At 43.8% G+C, this 18,911-nt stretch carries 12 protein-coding genes; 5 read left to right on the top strand and 7 right to left on the bottom strand.

All coding sequences use genetic code 11. The annotated features are described in order from the left end of the window. Window positions 1-205: 205 nt before the first annotated feature. Entirely contained in the window at window positions 206-1,657 is a 1,452-nt protein-coding gene (locus AB4161_RS06085; protein WP_372083011.1) for a catalase, read from the top strand. A 217-nt stretch (window positions 1,658-1,874) separates the two neighbouring features. Next, window positions 1,875-2,747 carry a patatin family protein gene (locus AB4161_RS06080; protein WP_065583767.1) on the top strand — a complete coding sequence of 291 codons (873 nt, stop codon included), beginning with the start codon at window positions 1,875-1,877 and terminating at the stop codon, window positions 2,745-2,747. 120 nt (window positions 2,748-2,867) lie between these two features. Here the strand turns inward: AB4161_RS06080 and AB4161_RS06075 are convergent, their stop codons facing one another. Both AB4161_RS06075 and AB4161_RS06070 read right to left on the bottom strand, forming a co-directional pair. Then, the gene (locus AB4161_RS06075; protein ID WP_102398419.1) at window positions 2,868-3,860 is read right to left on the bottom strand and encodes a 2-hydroxyacid dehydrogenase; all 993 of its coding nucleotides are present in this window, start codon (window positions 3,858-3,860) and stop codon (window positions 2,868-2,870) included. A gap of 612 nt (window positions 3,861-4,472) precedes the next feature. After that, window positions 4,473-5,273 (bottom strand): ferredoxin--NADP reductase, encoded by an 801-nt coding sequence (locus AB4161_RS06070; RefSeq protein ID WP_017058858.1) that lies wholly within the window; start codon window positions 5,271-5,273, stop codon window positions 4,473-4,475. Window positions 5,274-5,604: 331 nt separating this feature from the next. Between AB4161_RS06070 and AB4161_RS06065 the strand changes: the two genes are divergently transcribed. Continuing rightward, window positions 5,605-6,549 carry an acyltransferase gene (locus tag AB4161_RS06065; protein WP_017063993.1) on the top strand — a complete coding sequence of 315 codons (945 nt, stop codon included), beginning with the start codon at window positions 5,605-5,607 and terminating at the stop codon, window positions 6,547-6,549. A gap of 105 nt (window positions 6,550-6,654) precedes the next feature. Here AB4161_RS06065 and AB4161_RS06060 read toward each other — a convergent pair whose 3' ends face one another. From AB4161_RS06060 to glgX, 3 genes are all read right to left on the bottom strand, one after another. After that, window positions 6,655-7,383 (bottom strand): tRNA (adenine(22)-N(1))-methyltransferase TrmK, encoded by a 729-nt coding sequence (locus tag AB4161_RS06060; RefSeq protein ID WP_017072289.1) that lies wholly within the window; start codon window positions 7,381-7,383, stop codon window positions 6,655-6,657. A gap of 131 nt (window positions 7,384-7,514) precedes the next feature. Then, entirely contained in the window at window positions 7,515-9,257 is a 1,743-nt protein-coding gene (locus AB4161_RS06055; protein WP_372083010.1) for a diguanylate cyclase, read from the bottom strand. A 231-nt stretch (window positions 9,258-9,488) separates the two neighbouring features. Further along, complete coding sequence (glgX, locus tag AB4161_RS06050; RefSeq protein WP_372083009.1) at window positions 9,489-11,483, bottom strand: glycogen debranching protein GlgX; 1,995 nt, start codon at window positions 11,481-11,483, stop codon at window positions 9,489-9,491. 434 nt (window positions 11,484-11,917) lie between these two features. Here glgX and lamB point away from each other — a divergent pair, with 434 nt between their 5' ends. Together lamB and AB4161_RS06040 are read left to right on the top strand one after the other, a co-directional pair. Further along, window positions 11,918-13,138, top strand: coding sequence for a maltoporin LamB (lamB, locus tag AB4161_RS06045; RefSeq protein WP_017058853.1), 1,221 nt, complete (start codon window positions 11,918-11,920; stop codon window positions 13,136-13,138). A 165-nt stretch (window positions 13,139-13,303) separates the two neighbouring features. Next, window positions 13,304-14,131: a MalM family protein gene (locus AB4161_RS06040; protein WP_017058852.1), complete on the top strand. Its 828-nt coding sequence runs from the start codon at window positions 13,304-13,306 to the stop codon at window positions 14,129-14,131. Window positions 14,132-14,233: 102 nt separating this feature from the next. Here AB4161_RS06040 and AB4161_RS06035 read toward each other — a convergent pair whose 3' ends face one another. Then, the gene (locus tag AB4161_RS06035) at window positions 14,234-14,563 is read right to left on the bottom strand and encodes a hypothetical protein (RefSeq protein ID WP_017058851.1); all 330 of its coding nucleotides are present in this window, start codon (window positions 14,561-14,563) and stop codon (window positions 14,234-14,236) included. A gap of 432 nt (window positions 14,564-14,995) precedes the next feature. Then, the gene (gene pulA / locus AB4161_RS06030) at window positions 14,996-18,694 is read right to left on the bottom strand and encodes a pullulanase-type alpha-1,6-glucosidase (RefSeq protein WP_102398417.1); all 3,699 of its coding nucleotides are present in this window, start codon (window positions 18,692-18,694) and stop codon (window positions 14,996-14,998) included. Between the last annotated feature and the right edge of the window lie 217 nt (window positions 18,695-18,911).

The raw sequence follows: 18,911 nt of genomic DNA, 5'->3' as shown, positions 1-18,911 counted from the left end.
GTCAATATTGAATGATTATGATTTAGATCATTAATTTGATAGGTTTTATCCATGATAACGATAAATACAAACGATTATATTTTACTTTAGCCCAGGCGTATTCTATATCCTTAATTACTGCGTGGTTTTGTGTGATGAATAGCCACCATTCAGAAGTAAAGATGCAACAAAGATGGTGCATCTAAAAGGTAATAAGGAATAGATGATGAGTAAAAAATTAACTACAGCTGCGGGTTGTCCTGTTGCTCATAACCAGAATGTTCAAACTGCGGATAAACGCGGTCCTCAACTTCTTCAAGATGTTTGGTTTTTAGAAAAAATGGCGCATTTTGATCGTGAGGTGATTCCAGAGCGTCGTATGCACGCGAAAGGTTCAGGGGCTTACGGCACTTTCACTGTGACTCACGATATTACTCAATACACCAAAGCTAAACTATTCTCTGAAATCGGTAAAAAGACGGATCTGTTTGCACGATTTACAACGGTAGCTGGCGAACGTGGCGCAGCGGACGCGGAGCGTGATATTCGCGGTTTCGCGTTGAAGTTTTATACTGAAGAAGGCAACTGGGATATGGTGGGTAACAACACGCCAGTATTCTTCCTTCGTGATCCTCTTAAGTTCCCAGACTTAAACCACGCCGTTAAACGTGACCCTCGCACTAACATGCGTAGCGCGAAGAACAACTGGGATTTCTGGACTTCTTTACCTGAAGCACTTCACCAAATTACTATCGTGATGAGTGATCGCGGTATCCCTGCGACTTACCGCCACATGCATGGTTTCGGCAGTCACACGTTCAGCTTCATCAATGCTGACAACGAACGTTTCTGGGTTAAATTCCACTTCAAATCTCAGCAAGGTATTAAGAACTTGTCTGACGCAGAAGCGGCACAAGTGATCGGTGATGATCGCGAAAGCCACCAACGTGATTTGCTAGACAGCATCGATAACCAAGATTTCCCGAAATGGACGTTGAAAGTACAAGTGATGCCAGAAGCGGATGCAGCGAAGGTTCCATACAACCCGTTCGATTTGACTAAGATCTGGCCTCATGCAGATTACCCGTTGATCGAAGTGGGCGAATTTGAGCTAAATCGTAACCCGCAAAACTTCTTCGCAGAAGTAGAGCAGTCAGCATTCAACCCAGCGAACGTAGTTCCAGGTATCAGCTTCTCGCCAGACAAGATGCTGCAAGGTCGTCTGTTTGCTTACGGTGATGCACAACGTTACCGTTTGGGTGTAAACCATCAGCACATTCCAGTGAATGCGCCTCGTTGCCCAGTACACAGCTACCACCGTGATGGCGCGATGCGTGTCGATGGTAACTTCGGTGGCACATTAGGTTATGAGCCAAACAACGAAGGTCAATGGGCTGAGCAACCAGATTTCGCTGAACCAGCACTGAACCTAGATGGCGCAGCAGCACACTGGGATCACCGCGAAGATGAAGATTACTTCTCGCAACCGGGTGACTTGTTCCGCCTAATGACACCAGAGAAGCAAGCGATTCTTTTTGATAACACTGCTCGCAACCTAGGCGGCGTGCCAAAAGAGATTCAATTGCGTCACCTAAGACACTGTTACAAAGCTGACCCTGCATACGGTGAAGGCATTGGTAAACTGCTTGAAATCGACGTGAGCGAATTTAAGTCGTAATCAATCATCTTGATTCGTTAATTGAAAGGCCGTTGAGTGAATCACTCAACGGCCTTTTTTGATCTCGCTGTTTATTAAGCAACCCTAAATCATTGAAAAATTTAATAATCCACATTGATAGTTTTTACCTATCGAATTGATAAATCTATCCCATTATCTTTGTAAGAGTGATGGGATTATTCTACGACTATCAGTTTAGAAAGTAGAGGAGTTTGAGATGAATAAGAGCGCATTAATCGTTGAAGGTGGAGCAATGAGAGGTATTTTTGCTGCTGGAGTTTTAGACGCCTTCATGCAAGACGATTTCCGTCCTTATGATTTTGCCATCGGCGTATCTGCAGGTGTGTCGAATCTGGTTGGCTACTTATCTCATGCACCAAAACGCAGTTATGATGTGATCACCACGATGGCGACGGATAAAACTTTCTTTAATCCTGCTCGCTTTGCCAAAGGCGGTAACTTGGTAGATGTTAAATGGTTATGGAACGAATCCAATCAACGTTATCCGCTCGATTGTGGTGAGTTGTTTTCAAGTATCCCACTCATTGCTGCTGTCACAAATGTCGATACGGGCAGTGCAGACTACTACCATATTAAGCCAGAAAACCTTTCTAATGTTGTTGAAGCAACAACGGCTTTACCTATCGCTTACCGTGAAACTCCGTGTTTCTCTGGTGGCTGTTATACCGATGGCGGTGTAGCCGATTCGATTCCGGTTCGTGAAGCATATCGCCGTGGCGCACGCGATATTACCGTGATTCTGTCTCACCCATTGAGCTACCGAATGAAGCCTCAAAAGCACCAATGGATGCTGAAGAAACTATTAAAGAAATTCCCAAATATTGCTGAATCGATGGCGGTGCGTGCTGAAAACTACAACCAGTCTCTGGAGTTCATTCGTAACCCACCCAAAGATGCGACCATTAAAGTGATAGCGCCGCCAGAAGCGTTCGCAGTAAAGCGTTTAACTATGGATCAAAGTACTCTTAATACAGGTTACGAGATGGGCGTCAAAGCCGGTGAAGAGCACCTTGCTATTAGAAAAGGCGTTTATGGTTTAGACACTGAAGATTGTCATTTCTGCGTCTAGGAACGGTTTTAGAATACTGAATAAACGACGAAGCCACGCTGTTCACTTCAGAATAGCGTGGCTTTGTATCTGTAGACCTAGTTTGTTTTTAACTCAGCCTGCTGTTAACTCAATCTGTTATTAAACGAGTTCGTTGCCGCTGGTGTTGCCAGCAAAGAAAGCATCAACACTGGTGAGTGTTGTGTTCGCGATATTGAACAGAGCATCTTTGGTTAAGAAAGCTTGGTGACCTGTGAACAGCACGTTGTGACAAGCAGATAGACGGCGGAACACATCATCGACAATCACGTCGTTTGATTTGTCTTGGAAGAACAGCTCTTTCTCGTTGTCATACACATCAAGACCAAGTGCGCCAATCTTACTCTGTTTAAGCGCTTCGATAGCAGCTGTGGAATCCAGTAGTTCACCACGGCTGGTGTTGACAATCATCACGCCGTCTTTCATCTTCTCAAACGCAGTCGCATCTAATAGGTGGTAGTTCTCTTTACTCATTGGGCAGTGTAGAGAAATCACATCAGACTCTTGGTAAAGTTCGTCGAGTTCAACGTATTTAGCGCCTAACTCAACAGCTAACGGGTTTGGATATGGGTCATAGCATAGGATATTCATGCCTAAACCCTTCAGAATTCGCATCGTCGCTAGGCCAATCTTACCCGAGCCAATCATACCGACCGTTTTACCGTGGAAGTTAAAGCCAACTAACCCCTCAAGAGAGAAGTTCGCATCACGAGTGCGTTGGTATGCCTTGTGTAGTTTACGGTTCAAACACATCATCATGCCAACCGTGTGTTCTGCTACCGATTCTGGTGAGTAAGCCGGAACGCGAACCACTTGCAGACCAAACTCTTTGGCTGCGTCTAGGTCGACCTTGTCAAAGCCCGCACAGCGCATCGCGATTAACTTGGTGCGGCCTTGAGCAAGAATCTCTAACACGTCTCGCGATAGGTCATCGTTTACAAACGCACAAACCACTTCGTTGTCGTGCGCCATTTTTGCTGTTGTTGTGGTGAGTCGAAAATCGTGAAAATGAAACTCAGCGTTGAGTTCGCCTTTTGCCAGTTCGAATGATTTTTCGTCGTATGATTTTGAGCTAAAAAAAGCAATGTTGAGCATGGCTTCCTCTCTTACCTAAAATATAAATAACCCACTAATTCATTCTCTGAAACGTGATTAAAACAAGGGCATGTTGACCTTTCGCGGTTAAGTTTTGTTCGAGATAAAATCGTTTTAATCGCGACGAGAGGTTTGCCGCCTAGTCATTCTAAGCAAAACCCTCTCAACAAAGAGTAAAACGATTTTAGCCGAACCCTTCGGGCAGTGTTTGTGGTTCCTTTCTACAGCGTTATCGAATTCTCATGTAGGCGAGCTACACGTCGAATTCTCTGCCTTGTATAAATAACCCACAAACGGCTGCAAAAATCAGCTCGATAGGTCAACATGCCCTACAACTCTGTTCAGTGTGCTAGAGTTTTTTTCTCTTGTCTATCACCATTAGTCATTGTAATTGCTATGGTTATTTGATCTTTTGTCTTCACTTATTGAACATTAAAAATCACATTACGAGGTTGCTTGCTTATAAGTTCATCAATATTGAATGAATCTTACTTTCGGGTGTGGAACGTTGAATTTTCCAGTGTGACGGAATACGTAAATGACTCATATAAAACCTCTTCTCTAACTGTTCTTTGAAAGTTGTGCTTCTGTCTAACGAGTGGCGGTTGTTATTTACCAGTAGTTCTCACTGCTGAATTGACCGGGTTTTCTGCGTAAGTGCTTTTCGAAACCTAAGCTAGTTAGCGCTTCGCTTGTGTCACGAACCATTTGCGGATTGCCGCAAAGGTAGAAAAAACTGCGGGTTTGATTGAAAGCGACAGACGCGGCTTGCTCGAGGTCGCCTCCAAGTAACAAATTTGGGATTCGTCCGCGCAAAGTTCCGGTAACTGATTCTCTAGAAATAATTGGCACATATTTAAGTCTCCCTTGAAAGTGATTAACGAGTTGAGTGATACGATCTCGATAAGTCAGGTCTTGCTCTGTTCTTACAGCATGCACTAGAACCAGATTCTTGAATGAAGAGGCTTTGTCTGAAGCCAACTCATTTTGCTGTATCTGCATGCTCTCAAGTATTGAGATAAATGGGCCTACCGCGGTTCCGGTTGAAAGCATCCATAGATCGTCGGCGATCTCTGGGATCTCATCTAAGGTCATAAAGCCACTTGGGTCTTTGCCGACAAAGATGTCATCGCCCATCTTCAACTCATGAAGTTGAGGTGAAAGCTGACCGTTCTGATCTTTAATAATCAAAAATTCCAGATGTTGATGACCTTGTTCGTGCTCTGGCGCGTTCACCATCGAATAGGCGCGTCTTACGAACTCATCCTCACTGTTAAGTAAGCCAAGTTTCGTGAACTGACCTGCCTGATAAGAAGAGACAGGTGCACTAACCTGGAGTGAGAACAATTGATCTGTCCATTCTGTTTTGTTTAGGACTTTGCCTGTAACTAAACCATGAGGAATATCTGTCATATCATCCACCTTTAAGAAGAGAAGTTATCTCATTAAGGATACTCAACTATTTACACTTTAGAGTTGCATGTACCACGCCAATAATGAGAATGCTTATCAATACTTATTAAAGGTTAATTATTGGGTCGAATGTTGTCAAAAAGACAATATACTATTTGAGTCCAAATGACTCGCGCATGTGTTTTGGTTTCGTTTTAATAGACTTTAGCTGGTTGAACATCGTTAACATAGGTTGAGTGGTTTGACCCCTAGGATATTCAACCAATTACTGAAGAGAATAATTTATAGATGCGTATAATGGCGGCTTTCGTTCTCAATATAACTGTGTTTTATGCTTGATAATCTTCGTATGGCCTTGAACGTATTGTTCGTGACCATTAATACTGCATTCACCGCATTGGCTGTGAGCCTGTTTGCCCTAATCAAACTTATTTTGCCAATTTCTGTCGTTCAAAAATCATGCACTCGCTTAGCTAACTTCACATTCTGGTGTTGGGCTTCTCTTAATTTATGGATGTTGAACGCCAATAACGATATCGAATGGCAAGTGGAAGGGGGGGAAGATATTTCGACCAAGCAATGGTATTTGATGATGTCCAACCACCTAAGCTGGGCAGATATTGTGATTTTGTCTTCAATCCTAAAAGACAAAATGCCGATGACGAAGTACTTCTTGAAACATGAATTGTTGTACGTACCATTTGTTGGCTTGGCCTGCTGGGGCTTAGATATGCCATTCATGAGACGCCACTCTCGTGAGTTTCTATTACGCAACCCAGAACGCCGTAATGATGATTTTAATGCAATCAATAAAGCGTGTACTAAGTTCAAATTAGCACCGACAACATTGGTTAATTTTGTTGAAGGGACTCGTGCAAACCACGAGAAACTGGCGTCAGCAAAGACCCCTTATCGCCACTTATTGAAGCCGAAAACTGGGGGCGTGGCATTTGCTTTATCTGCAATGGGCCCAATTTTGGATGGCATCGTGGATGTGACCTTAGCTTACCCTGAAAACCAAACCTCTCCGTTTGAAGATATGCTGAAGGGCAAAATGACTAAGGTCGTTGTGCGTATTAAATTGCATCCAATGGATGAGAACGTGAACGGTAATTACTTTGAAGATAAGGCTTTTAAACGTCGCTTCCACAATTGGTTGAACAGCACGTGGAAAGAGAAAGACGTCTACCTTGATACGGTTTATGGGGTTGATAAGCCTTCTGAGGTAGAGACAGTTGACGAGCCTGATGTGGCTTATAAGAAACAAGAACAGTAAGCTAAAACTGAATCGATAGCATTAATAAAGCCGATAGCTCATTGAACTATCGGCTTTTTTATTAATTTGACTTTCTTAATATTCAAACCATTAAGTTAGTACTTACTATGGCTTAACCGCCTGGTAAGCATCAATAATATGCTTTACTTGGCTAGGTTTTCCTTGCTTCTCTTGTCCTTGATGGATACGTAAGTAGTGCTGCAATGTTTTGGCTTTGTATTGCTGTGATACCTTCACTTGTTCATCACAACTTGGTGTCCAGATCTTGTCACCGACGTTTGATATCTCGCTAACGGTTTGGCTCTTTTCTGAATCACCGCGACTATTACTCACCAATAAAATCTCGTAGTAACGACGGTTCTCTTCAATCAACACTTCATCAATAAGACCAAAATGGATCGCCTTTAAATGGCTTCTCAACTCGAATTGCTGATGCACCGGACAAAGCAAGAAATCGATCGCTTTGTCTGGGTGTTGACGATGAATATCATCGACGAGCTTTTGAGTAAGATCGCCACCGACACCCGCAATAATAACTAGGTGTTTGCCTGTATGTTTCTCAAGCGGAATAGCGGCGACATCCATGCAGTAGACTTGCCATTGGCTGCTAACCGTTTGTTCGGCTCTGTTATCTTGCGGAAAGTAGCGCGCTAGCTTGCCTTCAAGCTCACTCATCAGAGACGGGACAATGTCGACAAAGTGAATCTGAGGCGCTTTATTATCCGATAACAGTTGAACACCCAAAAAGCCATGATCACAGCAACAGTCCCAAATATGCTGATAGTCATTGCTGACAAGGGAGTGGAGAGTTTGCAGTCGGTTACTTAGCTTCATAAGGTTCGCGTCGTTAGAAAAGGGGTGTTGTCTTATCGAAGGCGCATTGTAATGACTTTCTAGAAAAACAAAAGCACCTAGGGTGTGAATCCTAGGTGCTTTGTAGTGGCTACAGAAATGTAAGTATAGGTTTACGATGCTTTGGCAACGGCTCTGATATGGCCTTCCACTCGGTTCTTACCAAGTTGTTGCGCGATAAGTTTCGCTTGTTCCGCCAGCGCTAAAGCTGAGTCTGTTTCACCCTCTATTTGCGAGTATCCCACGCTAACCCCTAGCGATAAGGTGATATCTGGAGTGACGATGGTTTTCTCCGCGATTGCGACTCTGCACTGGTCTAGCTGGAATTTGGCATCTTTCACATCATTGGCTTTGAATAATACTGCGAACTCCTTTCCTCCAACACGAGCCAAGCAAAGTCCCTTTGGCTTGGGGAAGTAACTGCGTATCGATTCTGCAGTCAGCTTGATCATCTTGTCGCCAACCGCTTCACCGTAGGCTCGGTTTACGTGGTCGAAGTTATCGATATCAAGCAGAGCGACATAGGTATCGGGCTCGCTCACGTAGTTTTCGATGGCGATGCTGAAACTGCTCTTATTGTCTAACTGCGTCATCAGATCTTTGCTGCTCAATTGATGTTGAAGCAGTAAGTTAGACAAAGAGACTTCAGTGTAATCACGGATCATTCGTAGAATACTCTGGCTGATCGGTAAGTTTACGTTTACGTACAACACTGCGATCAACTGCTGACGAGAGTGCAAAGGAATACAGTAATGACGTTGGTGTATTTTGAGTTTATACGCCAGTGGATCGGCGTACTTACCACTTCGGTAAGCCATAGTGTCCGGTGTAAATCGCTCTGCAAGGGCTTTGTCACAATGTACCGTGGATTTGTTTCCGTGATAGTCGATGGTACTGAATGCGTGGTTCTCAAGCTGATAGAGACAGAATTGAATGCCTTTTTGGTAGGTGAAACTATCCAGTATGGATTTTAACTCTCGCTTAAAGCTTACAAGGTCATCGACTTTATTCAGTTGCGACAAGGACACGTTCAAACGATAAGCCAGATAGTTGGCACCAATCCACAATAGCAGGAGTGAGCCCAGTACTAAGCCCGTCAACGTAAATTGATGTGAGCTGGTTAAGATGTCATGGCGGTCAGTGCCCGCAATGAACACCCAATTTAAGCTGTTGTCTGCGTCAAATACCGATATTTTGAAGTTATCTTGATAGTAATATTCGTGCTTACCAACGGTTTCACCTTGTGAGAGTTGGTGGCTGATCCCTGCATGGAAGCTGATGGATTTAGAACCGATACGCTGTGGATCCGGGTGGAATACCAGTCGCTCTGTTGCTCTGTCTACAACAAATACATAGCCATTATTAAGCGTTTTTAAATCTCTTAAACCTTGCGTGGTATGCATTAAATCAAACTCAATCCATATTTCTTCATTGAGCTTTTCTGCAGTGTGTTTAACGGCGAAAACCCATCGTCCATCGGCTTTTTGGTAAACGGAAGAGATGTAAAAATCTTCTACAACACCGTCTATTGAATGCCATTGTATTGTGGCGATTTGTTCATTGGAAAGAGGAAGGCCACGAGTGGAGACATAATGTTGGGAGTTAGGTTGGTATCGAACGATATCGGAGAAATTTGGTGTTCTTCTTAGAATATTATCACTCAATTCTCTGAATTTTTTATCACCGATTGGAGCCGTTTTAGGCAAGCCTAGACTGGTTTCTAAAAAATAGAGTTTGCCGAATGTGGCTTCGATGTTGGAACGAATGGTAGAGCTTGCGATACGAATGTTTGATGATGATTGTTCTGTTGCTGCTGTTTCTACTTTTTCAAGCTGAGTCATAGCAAGATAGAGCATCCCTCCAGTTAATAAAATAATGTATGGTTTAAAAAGCCGAATTAATGTTTTAGGTAAAGCCATGATATCCAAAGACGTTATAGATTCATTTTTATAGTACGGCAATACTAAACAGTTTCATCCATCACATCAATGCAAATGATTCCATATAAAAGAATGATTTATGTGGTATTCAGCTAATAAAAAAACCAGCTATAAATATAACTGGCTTTTATGGTTTTTGGCGTTTTATTAAGCTAGCTTAGCTTTTACTTTAATCAAATCAGTGTTATCTGGCGAGTAGTGCAAAATTGCCATCGAAGTCGGCGATAGCAGCATTTCACCTTCTGCATGACCGGGTTTTACATTTCGTAAGTTGGTATCACAGATGGTGACCCAGTTTTGGTCGCGATCAGTCGGTAACGAGAATCGAGCGGGTGCGTTGGTTTGGTTTATCAAATAAATCAATTCGTCACCGTCTTTGCCAATACCTAAGTGCAGCGCAACAGAGCTTAAACGATTCCAATCATCATGCTCCATGAGTGTGCCATCGACACGGCTCCAGAAGATGCGGTTCGAGTTGCGTTTTTCTCCGCTGAACGCCTTAATAAAAGGCACCATATATTGTTGACGTGCAGAGATCATTTCAGCTAACCAAGTCTTGAAATAAGTTTTTCGCTCAGAATCTTCCCAGTTAATCCAGCTAGTTACACTATCTTGACAGTAAGCGTTGTTGTTGCCTTTTTGAGTGTGAGATAACACATCAGCTGTCAGAATATGTGGAATACCAAAAGCAAACAGCAGGCTCGCCATGAAGTTGCGTTTCTGCTTTTCACGTGTTGCGATAACTAACAGGTTTTCGGTTTCACCTTCAACACCGTAGTTTTCAGAACGGTTATCACCATGCCCATCGCGGTTATTCTCACCATTTTCTTCATTGTGCTTGTGCTTGTACGAGACAAGGTCCTGCATGGTGAAGCCATCATGGTAAGTGATGTAGTTGACGGTGAGTTTGTAAGGCCAGTGCGCTGCACTGTAGATATCACGAGAGCCCATTAGGCGTGTAGCAAACTCTTTTAGGTAACCCTGATCACCGCGCCAGAAGCTACGTGTGATGTCTCTCAGCTTGTCATTGCATTCATTCCAACCAAGCGGGAAATTACCCACTTGATAACCATTAGGACCAATATCCCACGGCTCTGCGATTAACTTAGTTTCTTTAAGTACAGGGTCTTGAGCTACGGCTTTAAAGAAAGCAGCCTCAGGGTTGTAGTTGTCACCTTCGCGCCCCAGTGTCGCTGCCAAGTCAAAACGGAAGCCGTCGACTTGGAATTCACTCACCCAGTACCGAAGTGTATCCATCACTAAGTTGAGTGCAGGTTGGTGGGTAAGGTCGACGGTGTTTCCACAGCCAGTGAAGTTCGCGTAATGGCAGCCATGTTTAATGTAGTAGCGGCTATCGAGTGCTTTTAGGTTGAAGGTGGTTCCGCCTTCCCCACCTTCTGCTGTGTGGTTGTACACCACGTCTAGAATGACTTCGATGCCATTGCGGTGCAGTTCGCGAATCGCAGTCTTTAACTCGTTTACGGCATCTTTCTCTGCGTAGCGAGGGTCAGGCACCATAAACAAGTATGGGTTGTAACCCCAATAGTTCACTTTACCCATGTCTAATAGGTGTGGTTCATGCATGCATGCGGCAATGGGCAAAAGCTGTAGAGAGTTGATATTTTGCTGTTTGTAGAACGCAAGTATTTCAGGGCTCACTAACCCTAAGTAGCGTCCTTTAGTATTGGCAGCCACTTCTGGGTGCAGTTGAGATAGACCTTTTACATGCGTTTCAAAAAGAACGGTATCTTCGCGGCTAATGCGTGGCTTTTCTACATCTTGCCAATCGAAGGTGTCATCAACAACGACACATTTCGCCATAGCAAAGCTTTTTTCATTGGTATATGGCGTGACGTAATCGAGCGGTTCGCTTATTGCTTTGGCATACGGGTCTGAAAGCAGGATAGGGCCATTGTCCGTTTCGGCAATGAAGCCGTATTTTTGCCCCGCTTTAATACCATCAATAAAGACATATCTGATATCAGCGTATTCATTTTCCAATTTATAAGTGGTGAATTCGTCGTTCTCGTCAAAAAGAGCGAGTGAAAGAGATTTACAGTCAGGAGAATAAATAGAGAAGTTGCAGCCAGTGTTACCTAGCGTTGCGCCTAGCGGATAAGGGCGAGCGAGCGTTCTAGTCATTGCTTGATTTCTTGTTCGTTTATCAACATCAGTGAACTATTAGTAAAAGGCTTTGTCACAGTAAGGTCAAGCAACTTCACAGATTAATTACGGTAAAAAAAATAATTCATCGATGAAGTTCAAATTATATATTTGAGCTAGATCTCACTTATGTTGAATAATTAGATCTGTGTGCTGTCTACTCCTCCTATATTAAGTGATCTACCTCTTTAAAACACCATTCTGTATATTTTCTACTCCCCTCTAGTCCCCCTTAATTAACTTAGGGGCGGAGGAAGTCAAACTTGTCATCCCCTCTTAATATTGACCCCGTTGAAACGAATCAGGGGAAACCCTAAACCTCTCTATCTTACGACTACCATTACTGCCTTTGGTTGCCGCAAGAGAGCAAAAATATAAAAACCTAAAATAAATCGTCCTTAATGGAGTTAAGAATGAAAAAAGTAAGTTTGATTGCTGTTGCAGTGGCAACTACATTAGCTGCTGGCTCTGCGTTCGCTGTAGATTTTAATGGCTACATGCGTGCTGGTACTGGTATTAGCGGTAACGGTAACGGCGACGTATCAGTAAATAAAAACGGTATTGGTCGTCTAGGTAACGAAAATGACAACTACTACGAGTTTGGTCTAGCTGAAGAACTAAAAACTGGCGAGCAAACGTGGCGCGTAGAATCTATGATTGCTCAAGGCAACAACGGTTCTAATGGTTGGGAAGACGGTGATTTCAACGTTGCACAATTTGCTGTTAAAGCTAAAGGCGTGATCGCTTCAGACAAAGAAGCAACGCTTTGGGCTGGTAAAACATACTACCAACGTAAAGATATCCACATCACTGACTTTTACTTCCTAAACACGTCAGGTACCGGTGGTGGTATTGAAAACTTATCTATTGGTGACCAGAAGCTTTCTGTTGCGCTGATTCAAGACGGTGACCACGACGAGTCTACAGGTTACATTTTTGATGCTCGTCTAGCGAACATTGGCCTATGGCAAGATGCATCTCTAGAGCTAGCATTAGCGTACAACTTTGCAACTGACTCTGATGATAAGAGTGAAGAAGCGGATGATGGCCTACTAGCTTCTGCGATCATTCACCAAGGTATGGATAACGGTTTCCACCAAACTATCCTTCAATACGGTACTAACGGTTACGGTGTTCAGGCGGCTAACTTCTGGGGTTCAGGTACATACTACGCTCGTGGTACTGAAGCATTCAACGATGCATCTGGTTTCCGTTTGATCAACTGGGGTGTAATGAACCTAGGCGAATCTTGGGAAATGGGTCACCAACTAGCATACCTATCTGGTAGCGACATCGGTGGTCAAGCTGCAGGCGTTTACACAAACAAAAACTTTGATATCGACCAGTACTCTGTAGTTGCTCGTCCAATGTTCAAGTGGAACGATACTATGCGTACTATCTTCGAAGCAGGTTACAATGCTGGTGAGAAAATTTCAGACAGCGGTTTAGCTAAAGAAGATTTCGGTAACGCTAAGTTCACAGTAGCTCAAGCTTGGGCTATGGGTGACAGCTTCTGGGCTCGTCCTGAAATTCGTGTTTACGGTTCTTACATCCTAGATACTGAAAACAAAGATGCATTCAACGGTGACGATACTGAGTACGTGTTCGGTATCCAAGCTGAAGCTTGGTGGTAAACACTTAGCTTAACCAATCCTAAACTGTCCTAATTCATAGCCGGCTCGCGTCGGCTATTTTTTTAAGGAATGTACGATTAAGTTGATCGTTCCCTAGGTGAATAGTTCTCTTTGTGGTAATTAAAGTTAGTAAATTTCTTAAAAAAATAACAAGAAGGAAGGGTTATGTATTTTAAAGCTCTAATGTTGAGTGGTTGTGTTGCGTTGGCCGGTTGTCAATCTGCACAAGTAGTCGAGCAAGTGCAAGTGGCACAGGCTGAACAAGTTAACTCTATTGCTGGTCTTCAATTTGCCCCGATGAAGCTTCCAAGCTCGGCAATTTTCGATGTAACACCAGACAGTCAAATTTTAAACTATCAGGGTATAAACAGCCCTGTAGTAGCGATCGAGCTACCAGCGGATCGCGGTGAATACTCTATTAAGATCACCAGCATGATCGGTGATACAGCATTTGTGCCGAATGCCGTGATTTACGATAAAAACGGTCGCGAGTTAGAGCGTTATGGCAAAGAGAGCTTCGAATACGCGAAGCCTAGGTTGCATTTGGGCAACCGTCTTGTTGCAGAAAATGATTTTTACCCACCGACAACTGCTGAATCTGTTTACTTAGTTATCTATACAGAGCAAGAAGATCTTGGTGGTTTTACTGATGTCATTCACCCTGCACGTTTAGATGCGGAAGGCCGCGGTAACTACCTGCCAGAAGTAGAAGACATCCCCGTTCCAAACGCGAATGTCGGTAAGATTGAAGTGACTATTGATAGAGTGGGCTTCTTCTCATTTGGCTCTAGCAGTGAATCTAACGCTAAACCAGCGGCAGCAGCTAAGGTTGAGACTATTCAACCAGAAACACAAACTTACTACCATAATGCCATTCAAGCAGCAGTAGACGCAGACAATATTCCCAAAGCACTTAGCTTATTAGATGAAGCAAAAGCCCTTGGTATTGAAGGTGCACAAGAAGCCTTTGTGCGAGCCGTCAACGCCAAGTAATATAGATAAAGGGTTCCTTTAAAAGTGCAATGCTTGTAAGTTAAGCATCGGTTAGCATCTTCTAAGGAACCCTATCGAATACCGCTTTAATGTATATGCTTTTTATTTGCAATGTTCAGCAACTTTCTCGCCTAAAGGGACTTCTGTATTTTCGCATTTTGATACGTGACCAGTAGTCGTTTCCCCTGCTTTATCCGTTTCCATATATTGATCAACATTACCGTTGCTTTCAAGTGTTTGCAGTGCCTGTTTGTGCGCGGCATTTTCAGCTTGTATTTGTTGTGTTGTTGCAGTGCTAGGAGTATGTGCCAGGGCGCGAGCAGCGTCGGTAGATTCTACAAGATCAGTGGTATTAGCCAAAGCCATCCCGCCCATCAATGCTGTAGTCACGATGCCCATTTGGATGGTTTTGATGATATGTTTACGGTTCATGGAAGTTTTCCTAATCAAAATTTAACGACACCGCAAACAACTGCGGTGTTTTGCTGTTGATAGAATATTACATCGAGAATTGAATGTATTTTAATCGTAATTGTAGGGCGTAACCCTTCAAAAAAGGCTGCCAGGATTAATTCTGTTCACTTAAGGGAGAGCGGCATTCCTACTATGATATATCGTTAAGATTTGGTTTTAACGGTTCTAAGGAATATCCTTTCCCTTTAGTTCTAAGTTTTCAGCCATGTAATCGAATGTAGGGGCTATAAAGTATGGTTGGAAATGCCCCGAATTTTAATGGGCGATGCAATTGTTTATTATTTGCTTAAATCTGCTGGGTTCAATAGTTGTAAAAAAGGGAGACTGACGTCTCCCAAAGGCTAGCTTTCGCTTGTTTTATTATCTGTTACTTGAACCTAAGCTTGGAGCTTAATTCTTAGTGACAGATACCACAGCTTTGTCTACATTGTCGTCAAGCTCGTGAATGGCATTCAAGGTGAAGGTGTAGCTGCCCGCTTCCGTTACGCTCAATTGGCAATTGCCACCTGTGCCAATATCGATTGACCCGCTTGCAAGCTCTACAGAATCGCAACCAAAGTTAGGTGTTTTCCAATCAGCATCTGCAAACTTGAAGCCATAGTTACCTGCTTCCAAATTGCCTGTTACAGAGTACACTCCATTAGCAACAAAGTTCATTGCCCAAGCATCAACAGGGTTCCAACCATTCATATCCCCACGAACATACACGGTTTTTTGGCCGTATGGCGGAATGCTCGATACATCCTTGCCAGAGTTATCAACAGGCAGACCAGCACCTTGTGCGTTACCTTGAGGTTGTACAAATACCGCTGTTGTAAGTGCCGGAACCGTGAAAGTCTCACCGGAGAAGCTTGCGCTCTTAACGGTCATGTCAGCCGAGTTCTTCTGAACGTAATGCAGTTCGAAACCCGTCGTGCCCTCAATTTTGAAAGATTTCTCTTCTGCTGTTGAGTTCACTACTGCGACGATGGCGTCGTAGTTTGTATCTAGATCTGCACCCGCTGACGTACCGTCGTCAATAGACATCACAATCAGGCCTTCGACTTGATCTTCGCCAACGTTACGGAAGTCGACACGCTTCATAACTTCGTCAGCTGTATCTAAGCGGAACAGTTCGCTTGAGCTACGGATCTTTAATAGCTCTAGGAATTGCTGCTTAGTCAGCTCAATGTCGTCTGAGTCTGGTTTAGCCGCGCTGTCAGCAATGATTGTTTTGATCAGATCCCAGTTTGCACCATCTTTATCTTCACGAGGTAAGCCAACATTCCAGTTGTTGTCCGTCCCATCAAACATGACGCGGTTGTACCAGTCACCAGAATCGTAAGAATCGCGCTGCATAGACTTAGATCGTAGCAGTTCAGAACCCATATGGATGAATGGTATGCCTTGGCCTAGCATCACGGTAGAAAGCGATACAGACTGCATACGCGCACGCTCTGCAGAGCTAGTACCAGTGGCGATCTTGTAAGCGTTGTTATCCCAAAGTGTTTGGTTATCGTGTTTGGAAACGTAAGAGATGTTCTCGGAAGGCATCTTGGTGTAACCAGCTGGCGCGCCGTTGTAATCAACGTTTTTACCCAGTTTGGTATCGCCTTTGTAATCAATCAGTACGTATTCTGCGAGGTTACCTGCCATACCTAAACGAACAAGGTCTTGGTTATGTAAACGACCATTGATCGAATCTTGATCAACTTTGGTTTCTTCGTTGGCAATCGCTGCGTTACCAAAGCCTTGGTTAAAGCGAAGTGGGTGGTTCCCTTCTGAGTCGACACCACCATCGAATGGGCTACCACCACGAACGGCGTCACGCAAACGGTCTGAGAAGGTACCGATTTCTGTACCTGCCATGTTGATTTGGTTCGCTTGATCGAAGCGGGCGTTGTTGGCGACTTCACCAAAGTCCCAGCCTTCCCCGTAGAACAGAGTATTCGGGTCGATTTTGCGCACTTCTTCCAATGCTTCGACCATTACATCTTTTGGCTGGTGGCCCATCAAGTCAAAACGGAAACCATCCACTTTGTAGTCGTCAGCCCACACCTTAAGTGAGTCGACCATCAATTTACCCATCATCAGGTTTTCGGTCGCAGTGTTGTCACAACAAGTCGAGTTTTCTACGCCACCAGTGTTGACGTTAAGACGGTGGTAGTACCCAGGGACAATCTTATCCAGTACCGACTTATCGTTCACACCAGACGCATTGGTGTGGTTGTATACCACGTCCATGATCAGCTTAAGATCCATGTCGTGCGTAGCTTTGACCATCTGACGGAATTCGAGAATACGCTGAGAACCATTAGGATCGGTCGCGTAACTTCCCTCAGGAACTGTGTAATGGAATGGGTCGTAGCCCCAGTTGAAGCTATCAAGCATACGAAGGTCATTCATTAATGCTTGTGCGTCACCCGTTGAAGGGTCATAACCATCGAGTACGTCTTCGATGACTTTGTTTTCGTCTTCGCTTCCACATAAGGTAGCTGTCGGTTTTACATCACACAGTTTTCCTACGGTGTCGGTGATATCAACACGGCTCGCGGCATCTTCATCGACGGTAGCGATATCAAATGCTGGTAAGATATGCAGCGTAGTTAAACCTGCTTCTTGGAGAGCTTGTAGGTGTTTGACCGACTCACGATCGGCTTCTGTAAGAGCGAGGTACTTGCCATTTAGGCTAGCTGTGCCGAGCTTATCGCTGAAACTAAAGTCACGTAGGTGTGATTCGTAAAGTACGTGGTCTTCGTCTTTCTCTACGGTTGGTCGTTGGTAGTTGTCCCAGTTCGCTGGTTTCAAGGTTGAATCATTCAGGTCAATCACTTGAGAGTATGCTGAGTTCTTTGACAAACTGAGAGAGTATGGGTCTGTCACAAGGCGAGTTTCGATATTGCCTGTGGTTGGGTGATAAACCTTCACTTGGTAACGGTAATAACTGTTCACTGCATTAGACACGGCATCAGTCGCCCAAATGCCTGTCTCAGTGTTTTCCGTCATCGGGATTACTTGTGAACTTAGCAGATCTTCACTGTATAGAACGAGTTCTACATCTTGCGCGGTTGGTGCCCAAAGCTTGAAGGTCGCCGCACTGCCTTCAACAATTGCGCCTAGTTCTTCAGCCATTGCATTACCAGCATCTTCGCTAGCAAATACCGCATCAAGCACACCAGGTTTTTGAACCTCAGTTGAAGAGATAACATCGCCATTGGCATTGTAGGCAACAAAAATTATCTGAGATTTTAAAATAGTGCGAAGTGTGCTGTCGTCAACATCGATAGCTAGGGCAGGTAAGCTTGCAAGGTGTCGGAAACGCTCTTTCAATTCAGAAGATAGTTCTCCGTCTTTGCTTAGTTCAATTGCAGTTCCACCGACAATCTCTTTGTCATCGTTCATTGTGATGCTGTTGTCTAGTGCATAGAAAAGCTTCACAGAGTCTGCATTGCTAGCCGCTTCCCAACCAATTGTGGTTGCATCTAGCCAGTGTGCTTTTTGACCATCAATATTGACTGGGCGCTCTGAAATTGGGTCGTAGTACAACTCGCTGCTGCCATGGAAACCAAATACGCCTTGTGAATCGCCAAGCTTAGTTAACTCGACTTTTGAGTTCGCACTGCCAAATGCTTTCTCATCACCATTGTGCAAGATGAAGTTCATGCATTTGTGTGGGTCAGAGGCATCTGGGTCAACTTTCAACACATAATAGGCACCGTAAGTATCGCTGATACCATCGTATTCGTAAGGGCTGTTCCAATCGGTTCCGGTTTCACTCAACCCCATGCCGACTAAGTCTGTGCTAGTACAGCCTTCGCCATTCCACAGGTGAAGTCCCCAACCGTCGTAAGTAGAGCCAGATGAGCTGGCAGCGGCAACATCGCGTTTGTAGTAAATAACGACTTCGTTTTCAGCTGCAGGGTATAAACCACTGTTGCCAGGGGCTGTACCGTTGTCGCTATCATTATCACTACCACAACCCGCGATCAAAGTAGCGGTGAAGAGCGGTAACATTGCTTTGGCCAATGTAGAGCGTTTGAAGCTCTTCTTTTTGGTATTGTTGAAGGTATTTCGTAGAGAGATAATTTTATTAATATTTATGTTGTTCACGTTTTAATATCCATATTTCACTTTTTATGAAGATGAATATCCTAGTCTTAACGATGGTCAACTATTTGTGATGGCTATGTATAAAGTTATTTTTAATATATAAAAATAGGAAACCTAGTGTCAATATCACGCTTTGTATTTGGTTTAAGTTAAATTTATTGGATCAATGACTCATATTTTTAATATCAATAGTAGAAGGCGTAGAGGACGGGAGTAG

The organism is Vibrio sp. 10N.286.51.E5, from assembly GCF_041469125.1.
In the GTDB taxonomy this organism is placed as follows: domain Bacteria; phylum Pseudomonadota; class Gammaproteobacteria; order Enterobacterales; family Vibrionaceae; genus Vibrio; species Vibrio crassostreae_C.
Note: the sequence above shows the minus strand (reverse complement) of the source record. Positions and strands in the feature narration are given on the sequence as shown.